The sequence below is a fragment of the Pseudomonas sp. 2725 genome (assembly GCF_050434585.1).
Lineage (GTDB): Bacteria > Pseudomonadota > Gammaproteobacteria > Pseudomonadales > Pseudomonadaceae > Aquipseudomonas > Aquipseudomonas jessenii.
This window is the reverse complement of record NZ_JBNDIV010000010.1, coordinates 64,077-83,041: the sequence shown is the minus strand read 5'-3', so window position 1 is coordinate 83,041 and position 18,965 is coordinate 64,077. Positions and strand designations below refer to the sequence as shown.

At 60.9% G+C, this 18,965-nt stretch carries 14 protein-coding genes; 3 read left to right on the top strand and 11 right to left on the bottom strand.

The genetic code is table 11. The features are described from left to right. Nucleotides 1-3: 3 nt before the first annotated feature. From ABIE16_RS25710 to ABIE16_RS25690, 5 genes are all read right to left on the bottom strand, one after another. Entirely contained in the window at nt 4-3,021 is a 3,018-nt protein-coding gene (locus tag ABIE16_RS25710) for a sarcosine oxidase subunit alpha (protein WP_429522182.1), read from the bottom strand. Then, a complete protein-coding gene (locus ABIE16_RS25705) occupies nt 3,018-3,347 on the bottom strand; it encodes a sarcosine oxidase subunit delta (RefSeq protein WP_057713000.1) in 330 nt (109 codons plus the stop codon). The genes ABIE16_RS25710 and ABIE16_RS25705 overlap by 4 nt, the downstream gene beginning before the upstream one ends. A 14-nt stretch (nt 3,348-3,361) precedes the next feature. Next, the gene (locus ABIE16_RS25700; RefSeq protein ID WP_007907561.1) at nt 3,362-4,612 is read right to left on the bottom strand and encodes a sarcosine oxidase subunit beta; all 1,251 of its coding nucleotides are present in this window, start codon (nt 4,610-4,612) and stop codon (nt 3,362-3,364) included. Nucleotides 4,613-4,635: 23 nt separating this feature from the next. Then, entirely contained in the window at nt 4,636-5,889 is a 1,254-nt protein-coding gene (glyA, locus tag ABIE16_RS25695; RefSeq protein WP_429522181.1) for a serine hydroxymethyltransferase, read from the bottom strand. Nucleotides 5,890-6,203: 314 nt separating this feature from the next. Further along, nucleotides 6,204-6,920 (bottom strand): TraX family protein, encoded by a 717-nt coding sequence (locus ABIE16_RS25690; protein ID WP_429522180.1) that lies wholly within the window; start codon nt 6,918-6,920, stop codon nt 6,204-6,206. Between the two features lie 157 nt (nt 6,921-7,077). Between ABIE16_RS25690 and ABIE16_RS25685 the strand changes: the two genes are divergently transcribed. Both ABIE16_RS25685 and ABIE16_RS25680 read left to right on the top strand, forming a co-directional pair. Then, a complete protein-coding gene (locus tag ABIE16_RS25685) occupies nt 7,078-8,118 on the top strand; it encodes a low specificity L-threonine aldolase (RefSeq protein ID WP_090451829.1) in 1,041 nt (346 codons plus the stop codon). A 193-nt stretch (nt 8,119-8,311) separates the two neighbouring features. Further along, nucleotides 8,312-9,136 (top strand): SDR family oxidoreductase, encoded by an 825-nt coding sequence (locus ABIE16_RS25680; protein WP_429522179.1) that lies wholly within the window; start codon nt 8,312-8,314, stop codon nt 9,134-9,136. A gap of 129 nt (nt 9,137-9,265) precedes the next feature. Here ABIE16_RS25680 and gbcB read toward each other — a convergent pair whose 3' ends face one another. After that, entirely contained in the window at nt 9,266-10,366 is a 1,101-nt protein-coding gene (gbcB, locus tag ABIE16_RS25675; RefSeq protein WP_090451831.1) for a glycine-betaine demethylase subunit GbcB, read from the bottom strand. 282 nt (nt 10,367-10,648) lie between these two features. On the opposite strand from gbcB, the gene gbcA reads away from it, so the two are divergent. Continuing rightward, the gene (gene gbcA / locus ABIE16_RS25670) at nt 10,649-11,944 is read left to right on the top strand and encodes a glycine-betaine demethylase subunit GbcA (protein ID WP_057712996.1); all 1,296 of its coding nucleotides are present in this window, start codon (nt 10,649-10,651) and stop codon (nt 11,942-11,944) included. An 806-nt stretch (nt 11,945-12,750) separates the two neighbouring features. Here the strand turns inward: gbcA and ABIE16_RS25665 are convergent. From ABIE16_RS25665 to dgcB, 5 genes are all read right to left on the bottom strand, one after another. Beyond that, nucleotides 12,751-13,971 carry a retroviral-like aspartic protease family protein gene (locus tag ABIE16_RS25665; protein ID WP_429522178.1) on the bottom strand — a complete coding sequence of 407 codons (1,221 nt, stop codon included), beginning with the start codon at nt 13,969-13,971 and terminating at the stop codon, nt 12,751-12,753. 163 nt (nt 13,972-14,134) lie between these two features. Further along, nucleotides 14,135-14,701: a GNAT family N-acetyltransferase gene (locus ABIE16_RS25660; RefSeq protein ID WP_154909895.1), complete on the bottom strand. Its 567-nt coding sequence runs from the start codon at nt 14,699-14,701 to the stop codon at nt 14,135-14,137. 149 nt (nt 14,702-14,850) lie between these two features. Beyond that, the gene (locus tag ABIE16_RS25655; protein ID WP_429522177.1) at nt 14,851-15,621 is read right to left on the bottom strand and encodes an electron transfer flavoprotein subunit beta; all 771 of its coding nucleotides are present in this window, start codon (nt 15,619-15,621) and stop codon (nt 14,851-14,853) included. A 15-nt stretch (nt 15,622-15,636) separates the two neighbouring features. After that, nucleotides 15,637-16,857 carry an electron transfer flavoprotein subunit alpha/FixB family protein gene (locus ABIE16_RS25650; protein ID WP_340313376.1) on the bottom strand — a complete coding sequence of 407 codons (1,221 nt, stop codon included), beginning with the start codon at nt 16,855-16,857 and terminating at the stop codon, nt 15,637-15,639. Next, nucleotides 16,857-18,806, bottom strand: a complete 1,950-nt coding sequence (dgcB, locus tag ABIE16_RS25645; protein WP_057712991.1) for a dimethylglycine demethylation protein DgcB — start codon at nt 18,804-18,806, stop codon at nt 16,857-16,859. Before dgcB ends, ABIE16_RS25650 begins: the two co-directional genes overlap by 1 nt. Nucleotides 18,807-18,965: the final 159 nt, after the last annotated feature.

Sequence of the window (18,965 nt, the reverse complement as noted above, 5' to 3'; positions counted from 1 at the left end):
CCTTTACACGTTCTGGCGTTCGCCTTTCGGATCAAAGAACACCGAAGAAACGATTTCCGCCTCGATCACGCTGCCGTCCGCCAATGGCGCGAAGACACGCTCGCCCATGCGGTTCAGGCCGCCCTTGACCACGCCCATAGCGAACGAATAGCCCAGGGAGTTGTGCAGGTAACTGGAAGTCACGTGACCCACCATGGTCATCGGGATGGCTTGCTTGGTGTTGAACACCAGTTGCGCACCTTCCGGCAGCCACTTCGTCGGATCGATCGGCTTCAGGCCAACCAGCTGTTTACGCTGATCACGCACGCAGTCTTCACGGTTCATGCCACGCCAGCCGATCCACGAGAACGGTTTGGTGCGACCGACACACCAGCCCATGTTCAGGTCGTCCGGGGTCATCGAGCTGTCAGTGTCCTGACCGACGATGATGAAGCCCTTCTCGGCCCGCAGCACGTGCATGGTTTCGGTGCCGTACGGCGTCAGGTTGTACTTCTTGCCGGCGTCGACGATTTTTTCCAGCACGCCCATGGCGTAGTCGGCTTGCACGTTGACTTCGTACGACAGTTCACCGGTAAACGAAATCCGGAACACCCGCGCCGGCACACCACCGACCAGACCTTCTTTCCAGGTCATGAACGGGAAGGCTTCGCTGCTCAGGTCGATGTCGGTGACTTCAGCGAGCAGCTTGCGGCTGTTCGGCCCGGACAGGGTCATGGTCGCCCAGTGGTCGGTGACGGAGGTGAAGTACACCTTCATGTCCGGCCATTCGGTCTGGTGGTACAGCTCCAGCCACTGCAGCACACGAGCCGCACCGCCGGTGGTGGTGGTCATGACGAAATGGTTGTCGGCCAGGCAAGCCGTCACGCCATCGTCGAAGACCATGCCGTCTTCTTTGCACATCAGGCCGTAACGAGCCTTGCCCACATCGAGCTTGGTCCAGGCGTTGGTGTAGACGCGGTTGAGGAACTCACGCGCATCCGGGCCCTGGATGTCGATCTTGCCCAGGGTCGAAGCATCGAGCAGGCCGACGCTGTCGCGCACGGCTTTGCATTCGCGCTTCACCGCGGCATGCAGGTCTTCACCGGATTTCGGGAAGTACCAAGGACGCTTCCACTGGCCGACGTCTTCGAACTCGGCGCCGTTTTTCAGGTGCCATTGATGCAGTGCGGTGTAACGCACCGGCTCGAAGATGTGCCCACAGTGACGACCGGCCACGGCGCCGAAAGTCACCGGCGTGTAGTTCGGACGGAACATGGTGGTGCCCATCTGCGGGATGGTCACGTTCAGCGAGCGGGCAGCGATGGCCAGGCCGTTGACGTTGCCGAGCTTGCCCTGATCGGTGCCGAAGCCCAGTGCGGTGTAGCGCTTGACGTGCTCGACCGACTCGAAGCCCTCGCGGGTCGCCAGTTCGATGGCGGCGGCGGTGACGTCGTTTTGCAGGTCGACGAATTGCTTCGGCGCCCGTGCGGTGTTCTTTTCATGGGGCACCTGGAACAGCGCCAGAGTCGGCTCTTCGAGACGGCTCAAGGCTTTTGGCAACACACCTTCAACCGACTGGAAGCCAGCTTCGGCAGCAGCGCGAACGCCCCCTTCAAAACCGTCGGCCAGGGAATCGCCGAGGCCGTAGACGCCGTTGATGCCACCGACGCACACGCGTTTCTGCGGTGCTTCGCCCGGTACGAAACCGAGGATGTCTTCACGCCAGATCGGCTTGCCACCCAGGTGCGAAGCCAAGTGAACCACCGGGCTGTAGCCACCGGAGCTGGCGACCACGTCGCAGTCGAGCCATTCGCCAGGGCTGGTCACGGTGTGGGCTTTGACGTCGATGGCGGCCACACGGGCAGCGGTCACGTGCTTGCTGCCACGAGCCTCGATCACGGCACTGCCGGTGAGGATGCGGATGCCTTTCGCGCGGGCTTCTTCCACCAGCGCACCACGCGGATTGCTGCGGGCGTCGGCGATGGCCACCACTTGCAGGCTGGCATCGAGCCAATCCAGGGCAACGCGGTAGGCGTGGTCGTTGTTGGTCGACAGCACCAGCTTCTTGCCCGGTGCCACGCCGTAACGACGCACGTAGGTCGAGATGGCGCCGGCGAGCATGTTGCCCGGCACGTCGTTGTTGCCGTAGACCAATGGACGCTCGTGAGCGCCGGTTGCCAGTACCACGCGATTGGCGCGGACCCGGTGAATGCGCTGACGCACCTGGCCAATCGGTGCGCGGTCGCCGAGATGATCGGTCAGGCGCTCGTGAATGGTCAGGAAGTTGTGGTCGTGGTAGCCGTTGACGGTGGCGCGCGGCAACAGCAGCACGTCCGGGGTGTTCTTCAGCTCGTCGATGACGCTGGCCACCCACTCCATCGCAGGCTTGCCGTCGAGGCTTTCGCGGGAATCGAGCAGGCTGCCGCCGAACTCTTCCTGTTCATCGGCGAGGATCACCCGGGCGCCGCTGCGCGCAGCCGCCAGTGCCGCCGCCAGGCCAGCAGGGCCGGCGCCGACGATCAGCACGTCGCAGTGCTGGTTCATGTAGTCGTAGGTGTCCGGATCGTTCTCGGTCGGCGAACGGCCAAGACCGGCGGCCTTACGAATGTACTTCTCGTAGGTCATCCAGAACGATTGCGGGTACATGAAGGTTTTGTAGTAGAAGCCCGGCGGCATCAGCTTGCCGCCGACCTTGCCGAGAATCCCCATCATGTCGTTGTTCACGCTCGGCCAGCCGTTGGTGCTGGTGGCGACCAGGCCTTGATACAGCGCCTGTTGCGTGGCGCGCACGTTCGGGATCTGCGTGGCTTCGGTGGCGCCGATCTGCAGCACCGCGTTCGGCTCTTCGGCACCGGCGGCGAAGATGCCGCGCGGACGGGAATACTTGAAGCTGCGACCGATGATGTCAACGCCGTTGGCCAGCAGTGCAGCGGCCAGGGAATCGCCTTCGAAGCCTTTGTAGTTCTGGCCGTTGAAGGTGAAGGTCAAGACTTTGTTGCGGTCGATCCGTCCGCCGTTGGACAGGCGATTGATCTGGCTCATACCTTCTCTCCCAGAGCCGTGCTGGCCGCTTTCGGGCTATCGGTCTTGTCGGTGAATTGTGGCTTGGTGCCGATCTTGTAGGTTTCGAGAATCTCGTAGGTCACGGTGTCGCGGGTGACGTTGAAGTACTGACGGCAACCGGCGACGTGATCCCACAGCTCGTGGTGCAGACCACGAGGGTTGTCGCGGAAGAACATGTAGTCGCCCCACTCCTCGTCGGTGCAGCTGCTCGGGTCCAGTGGGCGCGGGATGTGCGCCTGGCCGGATGCATGGAATTCCTCTTCGGAGCGCAGTTCGCCGCAGTGAGGACAGAAGATATGCAACATAGGGATTTCTCCTGTTAGTGGGCGACTGCTGCAGCGCCGTGTTCGTCGATCAACGCACCGCTGTGGAAACGGTCGATGGAGAAAGGTGCGGCCAATGGGTGCATTTCACCCTTGGCCAGGCTTGCGGCAAACACGTTGCCCGAGCCAGGTGTTGCCTTGAAGCCGCCGGTGCCCCAACCGCAGTTGAAGAACATGTTCGGTACCGGGGTTTTCGAAATGATCGGGCAGGCATCCGGCGTGGTGTCGACGATGCCGCCCCACTGACGGTTCATGCGTACGCGCGACAGCACCGGGAACATCTCGACGATGGCCTGGATGGTGTGCTCGATCACCGGGTACGAACCACGCTGGCCGTAGCCGTTGTAGCCGTCGATACCGGCACCGATCACCAGGTCGCCCTTGTCGGACTGGCTGATGTAGCCGTGTACGGCGTTGGACATGATCACGCTGTCGATAATCGGCTTGATCGGCTCGGACACCAGCGCTTGCAGCGGGTGGGATTCGATCGGCAGGCGGAAACCGGCGAGCTTGGCCATGTGCCCGGAGTTACCGGCAGTCACTACGCCGACGCGCTTGGCGCCGATGAAGCCCTTGTTGGTTTCAACGCCGATGCACACGCCGTTTTCCTTGCGGAAACCGATCACTTCGGTCTGCTGGATCAAGTCCACGCCGAGGGCGTCGGCGGCCCGGGCAAAGCCCCAGGCCACGGCATCGTGACGGGCCACGCCGCCGCGACGCTGGACGGTGGCGCCCATCACCGGGTAGCGGGTGTTCTTGGAGCAGTCGAGGTACGGAATCTCGTCGGCAACCTGTTTGGCATCGAGCAGCTCACCGTCCACGCCGTTGAGGCGGTTGGCGCTGACCCGACGCTCGGAATCACGAATGTCCTGCAGGGTGTGGCACAGGTTGTAGACGCCACGCTGGGAGAACATCACGTTGTAGTTGAGGTCCTGGGACAGGCCTTCCCACAGTTTCATCGCGTGTTCGTACAGGTGCGCCGACTCGTCCCACAGGTAGTTGGAGCGAACGATGGTGGTGTTGCGCGCGGTGTTACCGCCGCCCAGCCAGCCTTTCTCGACCACGGCCACGTTGGTGATGCCGTGTTCCTTGGCCAGGTAGTAGGCCGTGGCCAGACCATGCCCGCCACCACCGACGATGACCACGTCGTAGACCTTTTTAGGGGTCGGCGTGCGCCACATTTTCTGCCAGTTTTCATGATGGCTGAGAGAGTGTTTGAAGAGGCCGAAGCCCGAGTAGCGTTGCATAGTCATTTACTCCAAAACCGCACTCAGCGATAAACCGGGAAGTCCGCGCACAGGGCTGCCACTTGCTCGGCGACATTGGCCTCGACATCGGCGTCGCCGAGGTTATCGAGGATGTCGCAGATCCAGCCGGCCAGCGTGACGCACTGGGTCACCTTGAAGCCGCGAGTGGTGACCGCCGGGGTGCCGATGCGCAGGCCGGAGGTCACGAACGGCGACTGTGGATCGTTCGGGACAGCGTTCTTGTTCACAGTGATGTGGGCGCGACCGAGTGCTGCATCCGCCTCTTTGCCGGTGAGGCCCTGACGGATCAGGCTGACCAGGAACAGGTGGTTGTCGGTACCGCCGGACACTACATCGTAGCCGCGTTTGATAAACACGCCGGCCATGGCCTGGGCGTTGTCGATCACTTGTTGCTGGTAAGCCTTGAAGCCAGGCTCCAGCGCTTCCTTGAAGCACACCGCCTTACCGGCGATCACGTGCATCAGCGGGCCGCCCTGGGCACCGGGGAAAACTGCTGCGTTGAGCTTCTTCTCGATTTCTTCGTTGGACTTGGCCAGGATCAGGCCGCCACGCGGACCGCGCAGGGTCTTGTGGGTAGTGGTGGTGACCACATCGGCGTAAGGCAGCGGGTTCGGGTACAGACCAGCGGCAACCAGACCAGCCACGTGGGCCATGTCGACGAACAGCAGTGCACCGACCTTGTCGGCGATCTGGCGGAAGCGCGGGAAGTCGAGGGTCTTGGAGTAGGCCGAGAAGCCGGCAACGATCATTTTCGGCTTGCACTCGACGGCCAGGCGCTCGACTTCGTCGTAATCGATCAGCCCGGTCTTGGTATCGATGCCGTACTGCACGGCGTTGTAAAGCTTGCCCGAGGACGAAACTTTGGCGCCGTGGGTCAGGTGACCGCCGTGGGCCAGGCTCATGCCGAGAATAGTGTCGCCGGCTTGCAGCAGGGCCAGGTATACGGCGCTGTTGGCCGAGGAGCCGGAGTGCGGCTGGACGTTGGCGTAATCGGCACCGAACAGTTGCTTGGCGCGCTCGATGGCCAGCGCCTCAACCTTGTCGACGTGTTCGCAGCCACCGTAGTAGCGCTTGCCCGGATAACCTTCGGCGTATTTGTTGGTCAGGCCACTGCCTTGCGCTTCCATGACGCGTTTGCTGGTGTAGTTCTCTGACGCGATCAGCTCGATGTGATCTTCCTGACGTTGCTCCTCGGCATTCATCGCCGCCAGCAGTGCATCGTCGTAACCCTGGATCTGGTCTTGCTTGCTGAACATCGCGTCTCTCCCAGCGGCGGCGGTGCGCCATTCGTCTCGGTGAGGCACTGGCTTTTCGGCAGTGCCCTTTGGTAGCGATGGTATGACTGGCTTGGAGTCGTCAAATGCCTACGGGCGCCACGCAAAGGTGCGTTTACGACATGGGAAGAAAAGGCTGGCCTGAGGATATCTCTGTGGCGAGGGGGCTTGCCCCCGTTCGGCTGCGAAGCAGTCGCAGTTTCAGCAGGTGCGGTTTATCTGAAAAACTGCCTTTTAAGCGTTTGGGGCCGCTACGCAGCCCAACGGGGGCAAGCCCCTTCGCCACAAAAGCAGGGTCAGGCGATAACCTGTCGCACTGCGAGCAACAGCAGAAAATGCAAGGGATAGAGCGCATACGCCCAGCGCCGCATCGGTGGTGGTTTTACGCCCTTTGCATGTCGCAACAAGAACAGCCCGAGCCATGGCGCAATCAGGCACGTGACGATGGCCGGAATTGCCGCGACATTGCCCAGGCGAGTGGCGTAATACAGCACCTGCCACTGATTGGCCGCCAGGCATACCAACCCCGCCAACAGCGCGAAATACCAGGGCCGTTGCAGTACCGGCAGCATCGCCAGCGGCAACAGAACGCCAAAGAAACCGAACATCAATCGCTGGGAGAAAAACCCTGCCAGCAGCAACGCGCCGACGGCCAGCAGGCGCGACGCAAGCACCGGCTGCTGCCAGCCACGAATCACCAGCAAGCCCAGGGCAAGGGTGGGCAGCACGTTCAAGGTGTCGGGATTGTGAATATACATCCGGTAAGGAATTTCACTCACCGCGCTAAACAGCAACAACCAGCCCAGATAGCGCCATTGCCCACCGTCCACCACAACAGGCTTTCGTGACAGATTGGCCGCCATTGCCAGACAGAACCACGGGAATGCCAGCCGCCCCGGCACATACAACAGATCGGCGGAATAACCGACATATCGCAGGTGATCGAGCACCATGCTTAAAAGCGCCAGCCACTTGAGCAGATCCAGTGCCCCGTCGCGCTGCTTTAAGTGCATGGTCTTGTGCATCGTCACGTGCATAATTGCCCTTCGACTGTGTATGTTCCCGACAGCGACATCCTGTGCACCTCCACCTGACGATCTTGGGTACAGTGCGCACCCTCATTGACCACGGGACGCTTCACCATAGGCATCTCGACCACGGAAGCAGGCCATGACCGACAAGAGCCAACAATTCGCCAGCGACAACTATTCCGGCATCTGCCCTGAAGCCTGGGCCGCCATGGAGCAGGCCAACCACGGCCACCAGCGCGCATACGGCGACGACGAGTGGACCGCCCGCGCCTCCGACGGATTCCGCAAACTGTTCGAAACCGACTGCGAAGTGTTTTTTGCCTTCAACGGCACCGCCGCCAACTCGCTGGCGCTGTCGTCGTTGTGCCAGAGTTACCACAGCGTGATCTGCTCGGAAACAGCTCACGTCGAAACCGATGAATGCGGCGCACCGGAATTCTTCTCCAACGGCTCCAAACTGCTGATCGCCCGTACTGAAAACGGCAAGTTGACCCCGGAATCGATCCGCGAGGTCGCGCTCAAGCGCCAGGACATCCACTACCCGAAACCCCGTGTGGTGACTCTGACCCAGGCCACCGAAGTCGGCAGCGTCTACACCCCGGACGAAATCCGCGCCATCAGCGCCACCTGCAAGGAACTGGGCCTGAACCTGCACATGGACGGCGCACGATTCTCCAACGCCTGCGCCTTCCTCGGCTGCACCCCGGCTGACCTGACCTGGAAGGCCGGCGTCGACGTGCTGTGCTTCGGCGGCACGAAAAACGGCATGGCCGTGGGCGAGGCGATTCTGTTCTTCAACCACAAACTGGCCGAAGACTTCGATTACCGCTGCAAACAGGCCGGGCAGCTTGCTTCAAAAATGCGCTTCCTGTCGGCGCCGTGGGTCGGGATCCTGGAAAACGACGCCTGGCTCAAATACGCCAACCACGCCAACCACTGCGCGCAATTGCTGGCTGAACTGGTCAGCGACATCCCCGGCGTGGAGCTGATGTTCCCGGTACAGGCCAACGGCGTGTTCCTGCAACTGTCGGAACCGGCCATCGCCGCACTGACCGCCAAGGGCTGGCGTTTCTACACCTTCATCGGCAATGGCGGCGCACGCTTCATGTGCTCGTGGGACACCGAGCAAGAGCGCGTGCGTGAATTGGCGAAGGACATTCGCGAAGTGATGTCTCACTAACACTCTAAACCCTGTGGCAGCGAGCTTGCTCGCGATGAGGTCAGCACATCCAGCATTGATGTCGACTGACACTCCGCTATCGCGAGCAAGCTCGCTCCCACAGGGTGTACCCACCTCTACGTCCGCACCTGAAGACTTCGTCTACATTGTTTGTCGAGCCTTTGCTCACATAACAACAATCAGGAGCGTACGCATGTCATTGCAAGGCAAAACCCTGTTCATCACCGGCGCCAGCCGCGGCATTGGTCGCGAGATTGCGCTGCGGGCCGCACGCGACGGGGCCAACATTGTGATCGCCGCCAAAAGCGCCGCCCCCCACCCCAAGCTGCCCGGCACGATTTTCAGCGTGGCCCAGGAGGTCGAAGCCGCAGGTGGCAAGGCACTGGCCCTGCAAGTGGATGTGCGCGATGAAGATGCCGTGCATCAGGCCCTGGACCAGGCCAACGAACATTTCGGTGGCATCGATGCACTGATCAACAATGCCGGGGCGATCAAGCTCACCGGGGTTCAACACCTCGAACTCAAGCGTTTTGACCTGATGCACCAGATCAACACCCGCGCCGTATTGCTGTGCAGCCAGGCAGCGTTGCCGTACCTGAAGAAGTCCAGCGGCCATATCCTCAACCTCTCGCCGCCGCTGAACCTGGCCGCCAAGTGGTTCGCCCAATACAGCCCCTATACCGTGACCAAGTACGGCATGAGCATGCTGACCCTGGGCATGAGCGAGGAATTCAGGAATTACGGGATCAGCGTCAACTCGCTATGGCCACAGACGATGATCGCCACCGCTGCCATCGAGTTTCAGTTGGGGTCGAGGGAATCGTTCAAGCATGCGCGCCTGCCTGCGATCATGGCGGATGCGGCGCATGTGATTCTGAGCAGCGCAAACCGCAGCCTGACCGGGCGCTTGCTGATTGATGAGGAGATTCTGCGGGAAAGCGGTGTGACGGAGTTCGAACACTATCGGTTCGCGCCGGACAGCAACGACAAGCTGATGACCGACTTGTTTATCGACTAAACACCCTCCCCTGTAGGAGCGAGCCTGCTCGCGATGAACCTGAGAACACCGCGGGGGGTCAGGTTGTCAGCGTTATCGTTGACGTCCATCGCGAGCAGGCTCGCTCCTACAGGGACTATTGCGCAACCATTAGAATTCGATGCGCACGTCGCCTTTAGGCACGCTGCAGCACGAAAGAATGAACCCTTCTGCTTCATCTTCCTCGGTGATCCCGCCGTTGTGGTCCATTTCCACTTCACCACCCAGCTTCAACACCTTGCAGGTGCCGCAGATACCCATGCCGCACGCTTTCGGAATCATCAGGCCGACCTTGGCCGCCGCCGCATGCACGGTCTCGCCCGGGGCCACACGAATGCTCTTGCCGGACGCCGTGAACTCCACCTGGTGCAGATCCGCCACGTCGACTTCCGGTGCCTCGGCCGCTTGCTCGGCGTGTTCCACGGCGTCGGCGCGCGCCTCTGGCGGGGTCGCACCGAAGGATTCTTCGTGATAACGCGACATGTCGAAGCCAGCGGCTTCCAGCAAGCGCTTGACCGCATTCATATACGGTGTCGGGCCGCAGCAGAACACTTCGCGCTCAAGGAAGTCCGGCGCCATCAATTCAAGCATTCTGTGGTTCAGGTAACCGCGATAACCGGCCCAGGGCTCACCCATACCGTGCTTCTCGCAGATCAGGTGCAGGCTGAAGTTGTCGATCCGCGACGCCATGTGTTCCAGCTCACGGTGGTAAATGATGTCCTTGGGCGAACGGGCGCTGTGGATAAACACCATGTCGACATTGCCGTTGGTGTCGTAGAACCAGCGCGCCATGGACATGACCGGCGTGATACCGACGCCGCCGCTGAGGTAAAGCACCTTTGGCGCGGTGAAGTCCATGGCATTGAACAGCCCGACCGGTCCGTGCACCGCCAGCTCCTGGCCTTCGTGCAGAGTGTCGTGCAGCCAGTTGGAGACCTTGCCACCCGGTACGCGCTTGATGGTCACCGAAAAGCTGTACGGCACCGATGGCGAGCTGGAAATGGTGTACGAACGCATGATCGGCTGGCCTTCAATCTCCAGCTCCAGGGTGACAAACTGCCCCGGTTTGAAGAAGAACATGATCGGCTGATCGGCCATGAAGCAGAAGGTGCGCACATCCCAGGTTTCCTGGATGACTTTGACGCAACGGACGATGTGCCGACCATTGGCCCAGGTCTGGGTGGTTACCGGATTCAGGAAACTATTGGACATGCTGATCTCCACGGCCGACTGCCGGCCTTCATGTTGGCGATTCTGCGTATAGCGCAGATCACCCATTTACCTATCTGCGACATTGACATGCTTATCGCGACCAGCCCCCAACGACTGGGGCTTGCGCGTCGGGAACAGATTGCACCATGTCGCCCATGGATAAGGTTCTGGCCTGCGCCGGCCCCACACTCGCCCCATACCAAGACACATTCTTTACACCTTGCGTAGCAACCCTGATCAGCCACTTTCGCGGCCACGCAGATGGCCTTGAGGAAATACACGATGGACGTCACTACTACCCTGAGCCTGGGCGATCCGCTGGAACCCGCACGCAAGGCCACCGCGCAGATGCTGCAGGAGCGCGAGCGCACGTTCTCGCTGCCGCAGCCGTTTTACTCCGACGAGCGCCTGTTTGATATCGACATGCAGGAAATCTTTCAGAAAGAGTGGTTGATCGCCGGCATGACCTGCGAGATCCCTACCAAGGGCAACTACCTGACCCTGCAGATCGGCAAGAACCCGATCATCGTGATCCGTGGCGCCGAAGGCGTGGTGCACGCGTTCCATAACGTCTGCCGCCACCGTGGCTCGCGCCTGTGCACCAGCGACAAGGGCAAGGTCGCCAAGCTGGTTTGCCACTATCACCAGTGGACCTACGAACTCGACGGCCGCCTGCTGTTCGCCGGCACCGAAATGGGTGCCGACTTCGACATGAACCAGTACGGCCTCAAGCCGGTGAACGTGAAGACCGCCGGCGGCTACATCTTCATCAGCCTGGCGGAGAACCCGCCGGCCATCGATGACTTCCTGTCGACGCTCAACCACTACATGGAACCGTACGACATGGAGAACACCAAGGTGGCGGTGCAAACCACCTTGATGGAAAAGGCCAACTGGAAACTGGTGCTGGAAAACAACCGCGAGTGCTACCACTGCAACGCGTCGCACCCGGAACTGTTGAAAACCCTGCTGGAGTGGGACGACGTCACCGACCCGCGCGCCGACCAGGCCTTCAAGGACCACGTAGCCGCCTCCGCCGCTGCCTGGGAAGCCGAGAAAATCCCTTACGCCCACGCCAGCTTCGGCCTGCGCAACCGCATCGTGCGCATGCCGCTGCTCAAGGGCACCGTGTCGATGACCATGGACGGCAAGCAGGGCTGCGCCAAGCTGATGGGTCGCATCAAGAACCCGGACCTGGGCTCGATGCGCATCCTGCACCTGCCGCACTCCTGGAACCACTGCATGGGCGACCACATCATCGTGTTCACCGTTTGGCCGATCAGCGCTCAGGAAACCATGGTCACCACCAAGTGGATCGTGCACAAGGACGCGGTCGAAGGCGTGGACTACGACGTGGAGCGCATGCGCCAGGTCTGGGACGCCACCAACGACCAGGACCGTCGCCTGGCCGAAGAAAACCAGCGCGGCATCAACTCCACCGCGTACCAGCCTGGTCCGTACTCCAAGACCTATGAGTTCGGTGTGGTGAACTTTGTGGACTGGTACAGCGAGCGCCTGCTGAGCAACTTGGGTGCCGAGCCTGCGCCTTACCTCAAAGGGGTTCCGGTTCAAGGCTGAAGCATGCCCCTGTAGGAGCGAGCTTGCTCGCGAAAAATCCAGGGGCACCGCTGGTCATCTGTCTTTTCGCGTCATCGTTCACGACCATCGCGAGCAAGCTCGCTCCTACAAGGGGCTTGCTCGCAACAGGTTTTCTCCCCGCTACACATTCCTCTAACTTTAGAACTGTACGAAATATGATCTATTTCGTTCAGAGCTATGCTGCGCACGCCTCCCAGCCTTCCGCAAACAAGTTATCCACATCTCCACCCACAGCTATTGGGGACAACTGTGGAAAGACTGCAAAATCTCTTCACAAAAACCAAAGAAAAAACGTGACTTATCCAGAAGCATGCTTCCACTGGCGCACTGGTCATTTTTTAACCAGAAGCCTGAAAGTCACGGACTGCAAGGCTTTCAGAGGATGGCAAACACCTTATCCACAGAAGCGCCAACAGACTTTGGGGTTAACTTCGCAGGGGCTGTGGAAAACCGCTAAAACCCGCAGGAACTCGGCGTTTGCGCGGAGGCTCACGACGCCAAACGGGCTTTTGATCATTTTATGATCAAAAGCCTACACGTCGCTGTTTATAAGGCCTGCAGCCGATAGCAAACATCTTATCCACAGAAGCGCCAACAGAGATTGGGGGCAAGTCTGCATCAGCAGCAGCACATATCCCCTTGAAAAAGCATGGAAAAACCACGAGCCAGGCTGGGTGTTTTTTGATCGACACCATGCAAGGCTTGATTTGTATGGGGTGTAGCGAGGGGCGAACATGTTATCCACAGAACCACCAACAGGGATTGTGGGTAACCGTCCAAGCTGTTCAGACTCTATTGAGGCATGAGCGACCTGAATCGAGATCCAGGTTCAATTCAAAGTCTTTGAAGGCACGCCATCCGAGTAATATCGACGGCACGTATTGTCCGTCCACCAACGACGGCGGGATGGTAAAGCCCGGGTAGTATTTGTAGCTGACCACCAAGGTGTCGCCTTGCAGGGCCAATACGCCGGTGAAGCGTTGAAAGTGCTTATTGTCGCCGTTGTAAACGTTCGAGCCTCCCGGTGTCAGCGCCTGCGCCACGCTGACGTGCCTGCCGGGCGACGCGGCCGTCAGGTAGTCGACATTTCCCGTATCGATGATGGCTTGCGTTGTCCGACGATCCAGCTGTGCGGCAACTACCAGCCGTTGGTTGAGATCCAGGCGGTTCAAGACAATTGGCGCATCACAGCGCCGGGCAGGTGGCGGATTAAGCTCCAGTGTTCTCCTGGTTATCTTCAAGCGCCCCAGCTTGCTGATCAGATCCAGCCCCAACAAATTATCCCGGTCGCTGACAAAGACCAGGACGTTCCTGAACTCACGGGTGCCGACTCTCAATGACCCGAGAATTCCCAACCTCGCGGCCAGGCCCCTTTCGCCATAAAACGTGCTGTAGCGATAATGAGCATCGGGCAACATCCTGATCCCCATCTGTTTCGCAGTTTCAATGTTGACCCGGGTTTGCGGTGCCCCCGTGTCCAGTACAAAACGCGCCGAGACACCGTTGGCCGTTCCGACCTCGATAAATGGCAGCGATTGTTCAGCGATGTAGAAGTCATTGGCATACGGATGGAGCTGCAGCACCTCATGTCGCGCAGATCCCTTGACCGAGAAATTGCCAGCCCCCGTCAGAATAGCCAGTGATTCGCTGCCAAACATGGAGAACAGGGCATTCAGGTCGGCATCGACCGCAATCGCCCGGGCATGCTTGCCCTTGATGGCCAGATAGTATTCAGGGATTTGGTTGGCGGCCTTGGCTTCAAGCATTCTGGCCAGGACCGTCACTGAACAGCTGAGGTGCTTATCGGCATCCAGTACCTTGTCGCACTGCTGCCGTAGCTGCGCCAGGGACGCGTCGCGCCCCTGCCCGGTCTCCAGCCATTGATAAAAGTCCTGATCAGCCACGGGCACGTTTGCCGGGACAGCAGACAGCAAGCCGGTGGATATCCACAGGGTCGATGCAAAAAGCGCCAGAAGAGCGAAAGTCTTCATGTTCAGGCCAGTCATAAAAACCGGATTTCATGAGTCAGCGCTGAACGTCTGAAAACTCCCGAAAGCGTGTCGCACTCTTGATCAGCGCATAGAAAACTGTAGCTCACCGCCCTCGTCAACGTGGGACGAGGGCGCGTGGCGTTGTGGATAACCTTCGCTGGTTAGAACCCCCGCAGATTCAGGGCCTGTGCATAAGATAGGCGTCACCGGTGACGCGGATCATGGGATGAGGGGTGACCTGGCAGGTCTTGATGATCTCGAAACCGTGCCGCTCGTAAAAGCGCCGGGCGCCAGTGTTGGCGGCATAGTCGATCAGGCTCAGGCCATTGAGCCCCAGTTGGTCGGCACGTTCTTGAGCATGGGCGAGAAACTGCACGCCCAGGCCCCGGTTGCGCCAGCCCTCGTGAAGGGCAAGGCTGGAGATATAGAGCGTGTCGGGCACTTCCATGTCGGCGTAAGGCGCCAGTACCGGGTCGGTCGTCGGCACCGCCAGTGGATCGTGGCGCATCACGTAGCTGTGCATCATGCCAATGACCTGGCCACCGGCCTCGGCAATCAGGCAGTTCTGGTAGGAGAAATCCACGTCGTCCCGGGCATACCGAATGGTGCCGACGTCCAACAGATCCTGGCCGGGCTCTGCGATCTGGCTCCAGATGTAGTCTGAAGCGCCTTCGGATGAAATCTGGAACAACCGCGCAATCTCACGCGCATCCGCGCGGACTGCCGAACGAAATTCAACAGCCATCGTTTCCTCACAATCTGGGGGGTTAACACAACCCAATGTGGGAGCGGGCTTGCTCGCGAAAGCGGTGTGTCAGGTAATCAGAATCTCGACTGACACGACGCCTTCGCGAGCAAGCCCGCTCCCACAGTGGACTTGCGGTGACTATGTGATTAGCGGACCACACCCTCTTCAATCAGCAGCTTGAGGATCGCTTCTGCCCCCGCTTGCGCCGTAACGCCCTTGAGCACTTGCCCACCGCCACCGCTGGCCTTGGCCGTCGCGGCTTTCATGCGATCGGCGCCGCTCTTGGCCTTGATTACCTTAAGGCGCTTGGGCCGTGGCTTGGCCGGCTGCAGGGTGGCGACCGCGAGCAGTTCATCGTCGATGACCTCGACGTCCTGTGCTTGCAGCACGCCGCGTCGGGCCGGGCCGTAGGCACTCTGCCGTGGCTTGGGCGCGGCGTTATCCACAGTTGCCAGGAACGGCAAGCGAACCTTCAAGCGACGACGCTGACCACGCGGCAACGCTTGCAGCACCAGCGCCGAACCGCCATCGATGGACTCGACTTGCGCCAACCCCACCACCAGCGGCCAGCCCAGGCTTTCAGCGAGGAGGAATGGCAACATGCCCGATCCTTCGCCGGTTTCCGCCTGGCTGCCGGTCAACACCACCTGGGCCCCGGCATCGCGCAGATAATCGGTCAGCGCCGGCAGCGCGTCGCCGCCTTGTGGTTGTTCCAGCACGTGCAGTTGTTCCAGGCCCATGCCCAGATACGCACGCAATGCAGGCTCGGTGATGTCGCCGGCATGCAGCACCTGCAAGTTATCCCCAGCCAATTGCAGGCCCAGTTCCACCGCCCGCGCATCCTGTTCCGCGCGACGCGGCCGACCGGACGTCGGGTGGGCGCCGATGGACACCAGGCTGATGATTTTCGTGCTCATAACCCTTTCCTTCCCTTAAGCCGCATCGCGCTTGGCGTCGTTGCGGTAAGCCGCTACCGCATCGATCAAGGCTTGAAGAATCTCGGCACTTTCGCCAATCACCGACAGGTCGGCCCGTTTGATCATGTCGCAGCCAGGGTCGAGGTTGATCGCCACCACCTTGTCGCAGGCACCAATACCTTGCAGGTGCTGGATCGCCCCGGAAATCCCCACCGCCACATAGACCCGTGCGGTGACCCAGGTGCCGGACGCCCCGACCTGACGGTCGCGGGCCATGAAGCCGTCGTCCACCGCCACCCGCGATGCGCCTTCGGTCGCGCCGAGGGCTTCGGCGGTCCTGTGGAAAAGTCCCCAGTCCTTGACCCCGTTGCCGCCGGAGAAAATGAACTCGGCTTCGGCCATGGGGATTGCCGCCGGATCGACGGCCACTGCGCCCAGATCTTCGATTCGCGACAGGCTGCGTGCCACGGTTGTGGATAACTCCACGGGCAGCGCTTCGTGACGGGTTTCGCTGACCGGCTCGGCGCACTCGGCAGCCGCCAGAATCAGTCGCGCCAGCGGACGGGCAAGGTCTTGCAGGCCAGCACCGGCGCGGCCGATGCACTCCTGATCCTTGACTTGCCAGACCCGCGTGGCCGGGCGCTCGCCCAGTGCTGCGGCAAAACGTCGGCCGAGTTCGCCACCACCACTGCGGCTGTCCGGCAGCAACCAGTGATGCGGGCTGAACTGGTTATCCACAGCCCGCAGGCCCTGGACCCGTTGTTCCGGTGCATAACCACTGAATTCTTCGCCTTCCAGCACCAGCAGGCGGTCGACGCCCGCCGTGGCGAAAGCGGTTTCCTTGTGTTCGCCGAACACCACGGCCAGCACAGCACCGTCCTTGCCGGCCAGTTGATGAGCCAGGCCCAGCAGGTCGCGGTCGTGGCTGCTCAAGCGGCCGCCGACCATGTCCGGCACCACGCTGATATAGAACGCAGGTGCAGCCACTTGATGCAGCGGCAATTGCACTTCAACCGCGGCCGAGCGTTTAGTCGCCCCGCCCTGCTGAGCGCCACTGCGGTCGATCCGTTTGATCCCATTGGGACCGATAAAACCGATCCCGTGAGGATTCTTGCGGATGACGCCGTTAGGCCCCATCCAGCTGTGTTGCGCTGGCTGCATGGCCGCGTGCAGCGGGTGCAGACGGTTGCGGGCGATCCATTCGGCGCGAGGGTCGCGGCGGATAATGTCACTCATCAATGCACCTCCGCAGGTTCACGTTTGGCCGGTGCCGAAGGCTTTCCCGGCGCGGCGTCTTCGAGCAACGCATCAGCCACTAGTTCGGCGATGTCCTTGATCAGCGGACGTGGTTCGACCACGCCTTCAAGCATCGCCGTGCACTGTGGACAACCCACGGCCACCAGTTCGGCGCCGGTTTCGCGGATGTCTTCCATGCGCATGTCGGGAATGCGCTGCTTGCCGGGAATGTCGGTGATCGGCGCGCCGCCACCACCGCCGCAGCAGCGGGAGCGGAAGCCGGAGCGCTGCATTTCTTTCACTTCAATCCCGAGAGCGCGCAGAACCTGGCGCGGTGCCTCGTATTCGCCGTTGTAACGGCCGAGGTAGCACGGATCGTGATAGGTCACGCTGTCGCCTTTGTGCTGGCCAAGATTGAGCGCGCCAGCATCGATGATTTCCGCCATGTAGGTGCTGTGGTGCTGCACCAGGTAGTTACCATCGAAGGCGCCGTACTCGTTTTTCAGCACGTGGAAACTGTGCGGATCGCAGGTGACGATACGGTTGAAACTGTATTTGGCCAGAGTCTGGATGTTGCGCTTGGCCAACAGCTGGAAGGTTGCTTCGTCGCCCAGGCGCCGGGCCACGTCACCGCTGTCGCGCTCTTCGAGGCCGAGCACGGCGAAGTCGATTTTCGCTGCCTTGAGCACTTTGACGAAGGCGCGCAGGGTGCGCTGGTTACGCATGTCGAAGGCGCCGTCGCCGACCCAGAACAGCACGTCGGTGGATTTCTTTTCGCTGAGCAGGTTGAGGTTCAGGTCCGCTGCCCAGTTCATCCGCCCGCCCGGCGCGAAACCGCCAGGGTTGTCGGTGGCGATCAGGTTTTCCAGGACTTCGGCACCTTTGTTCGGGGTCGCGCCTTTTTCCAGGGTCAGATGACGGCGCATGTCGACGATGGCATCGACGTGCTCGATCATCATCGGGCATTCCTCGACGCAAGCGCGGCAGGTGGTGCACGACCACAGCGTCTCGGCATCTACCAAACCGTTGACGATCGGCTGATGCGGATTGCCCGCGTGTTCGCCAATGGCTTTGCCTGGATACGGGCTGCCGGCGAACTTGGCATCGGTGCCACCGGCCAGGCCGACGACCATGTCCTGAATCAGTTTTTTCGGGTTCAGCGGCTGACCGGCGGCGAAGGCCGGGCACGCTGCTTCGCATTTACCGCACTGCACGCAGGCGTCGAAGCCGAGCAACTGGTTCCAGGTGAAATCCTTGGGTTTTTCCACACCCAGTGGCGCGGTCAGGTCGCTAAGATCCAGCGGTTTCAACCCCGTGGAACGACCACCACCAAAACGTTCGGCGCGGCGGTGCCAAGCCAGGTGCAAGGCACCGGCAAAGGCGTGTTTCATCGGCCCGCCCCAGGTCATGCCGAAGAACAGTTCCGACACGCCCCACAACACGCCAACCCCGAGAATCGCCGCCAACAGCCAGCCACCGAAATTTTCCGGCAGGATGCCCGCCACCGGCAGGGTCAACAGGAAGAACGAGGCCGAAAACGCCAGCAGGCTTTTCGGCAGGCGCATCCACGGGCCTTTCGACAGGCGCGACGGCGGATTGCGCCGACGCAGGTAAACGAAGATCGCACCAACGAACATCACCGCCGACATCAGCAGCAACGCATAGCCGAGGAAGCGGTTATGCAGGCCGAAACCATGCACCAGAATCGCCAGCACGATGGACGCCACCGCACCGCCAGCCGTGGCGACGTGGGTGTTGGCAATGTATTTGTCCCGCGCTACCACATGGTGCAAGTCGACCATGTAGCGCTTGGGCATGGCGAACAGGCCGCCGATCAGGTCGACCTTGGAGGCTCGGCCCCGGCGCCACATGGCCACCCGCCGCAACGCGCCCAGGACACCAAGGCCCAGGGCGGCGAACAACAGGATTGGAAGAAGGGTGTTCAACATGGTGAAGCTCCCAAAGACCTCGGGCTTAACTACCTGGATGCCTTGCTCGACTCCCCGTAGGAGCGAGCTTGCTCGCGAAAAACCTGAGAACGTCGCGTTAAATCAAACTCCCCGCGTCATCGTTCACGTCCATCGCGAGCAGGCTCGCTCCTACAGGGG

What these genes read in the sequence shown, in the direction of transcription:
- ABIE16_RS25655 (WP_429522177.1), bottom strand. Translation starts at nt 15,621, where the DNA reads ATGAGCACGAAAATCATCAGCCTGGTGTCCATCGGCGCCCACCCGACG.
- ABIE16_RS25700 (WP_007907561.1), bottom strand. Translation starts at nt 4,612, where the DNA reads ATGCAACGCTACTCGGGCTTCGGCCTCTTCAAACACTCTCTCAGCCAT.
- glyA (WP_429522181.1), bottom strand. Translation starts at nt 5,889, where the DNA reads ATGTTCAGCAAGCAAGACCAGATCCAGGGTTACGACGATGCACTGCTG.
- ABIE16_RS25705 (WP_057713000.1), bottom strand. Translation starts at nt 3,347, where the DNA reads ATGTTGCATATCTTCTGTCCTCACTGCGGCGAACTGCGCTCCGAAGAG.
- ABIE16_RS25710 (WP_429522182.1), bottom strand. Translation starts at nt 3,021, where the DNA reads ATGAGCCAGATCAATCGCCTGTCCAACGGCGGACGGATCGACCGCAAC.
- gbcB (WP_090451831.1), bottom strand. Translation starts at nt 10,366, where the DNA reads ATGTCCAATAGTTTCCTGAATCCGGTAACCACCCAGACCTGGGCCAAT.
- ABIE16_RS25680 (WP_429522179.1), top strand. Translation starts at nt 8,312, where the DNA reads ATGTCATTGCAAGGCAAAACCCTGTTCATCACCGGCGCCAGCCGCGGC.
- ABIE16_RS25650 (WP_340313376.1), bottom strand. Translation starts at nt 16,857, where the DNA reads ATGAGTGACATTATCCGCCGCGACCCTCGCGCCGAATGGATCGCCCGC.
- ABIE16_RS25690 (WP_429522180.1), bottom strand. Translation starts at nt 6,920, where the DNA reads ATGCACTTAAAGCAGCGCGACGGGGCACTGGATCTGCTCAAGTGGCTG.
- ABIE16_RS25660 (WP_154909895.1), bottom strand. Translation starts at nt 14,701, where the DNA reads ATGGCTGTTGAATTTCGTTCGGCAGTCCGCGCGGATGCGCGTGAGATT.
- dgcB (WP_057712991.1), bottom strand. Translation starts at nt 18,806, where the DNA reads ATGTTGAACACCCTTCTTCCAATCCTGTTGTTCGCCGCCCTGGGCCTT.
- ABIE16_RS25685 (WP_090451829.1), top strand. Translation starts at nt 7,078, where the DNA reads ATGACCGACAAGAGCCAACAATTCGCCAGCGACAACTATTCCGGCATC.
- ABIE16_RS25665 (WP_429522178.1), bottom strand. Translation starts at nt 13,971, where the DNA reads ATGACTGGCCTGAACATGAAGACTTTCGCTCTTCTGGCGCTTTTTGCA.
- gbcA (WP_057712996.1), top strand. Translation starts at nt 10,649, where the DNA reads ATGGACGTCACTACTACCCTGAGCCTGGGCGATCCGCTGGAACCCGCA.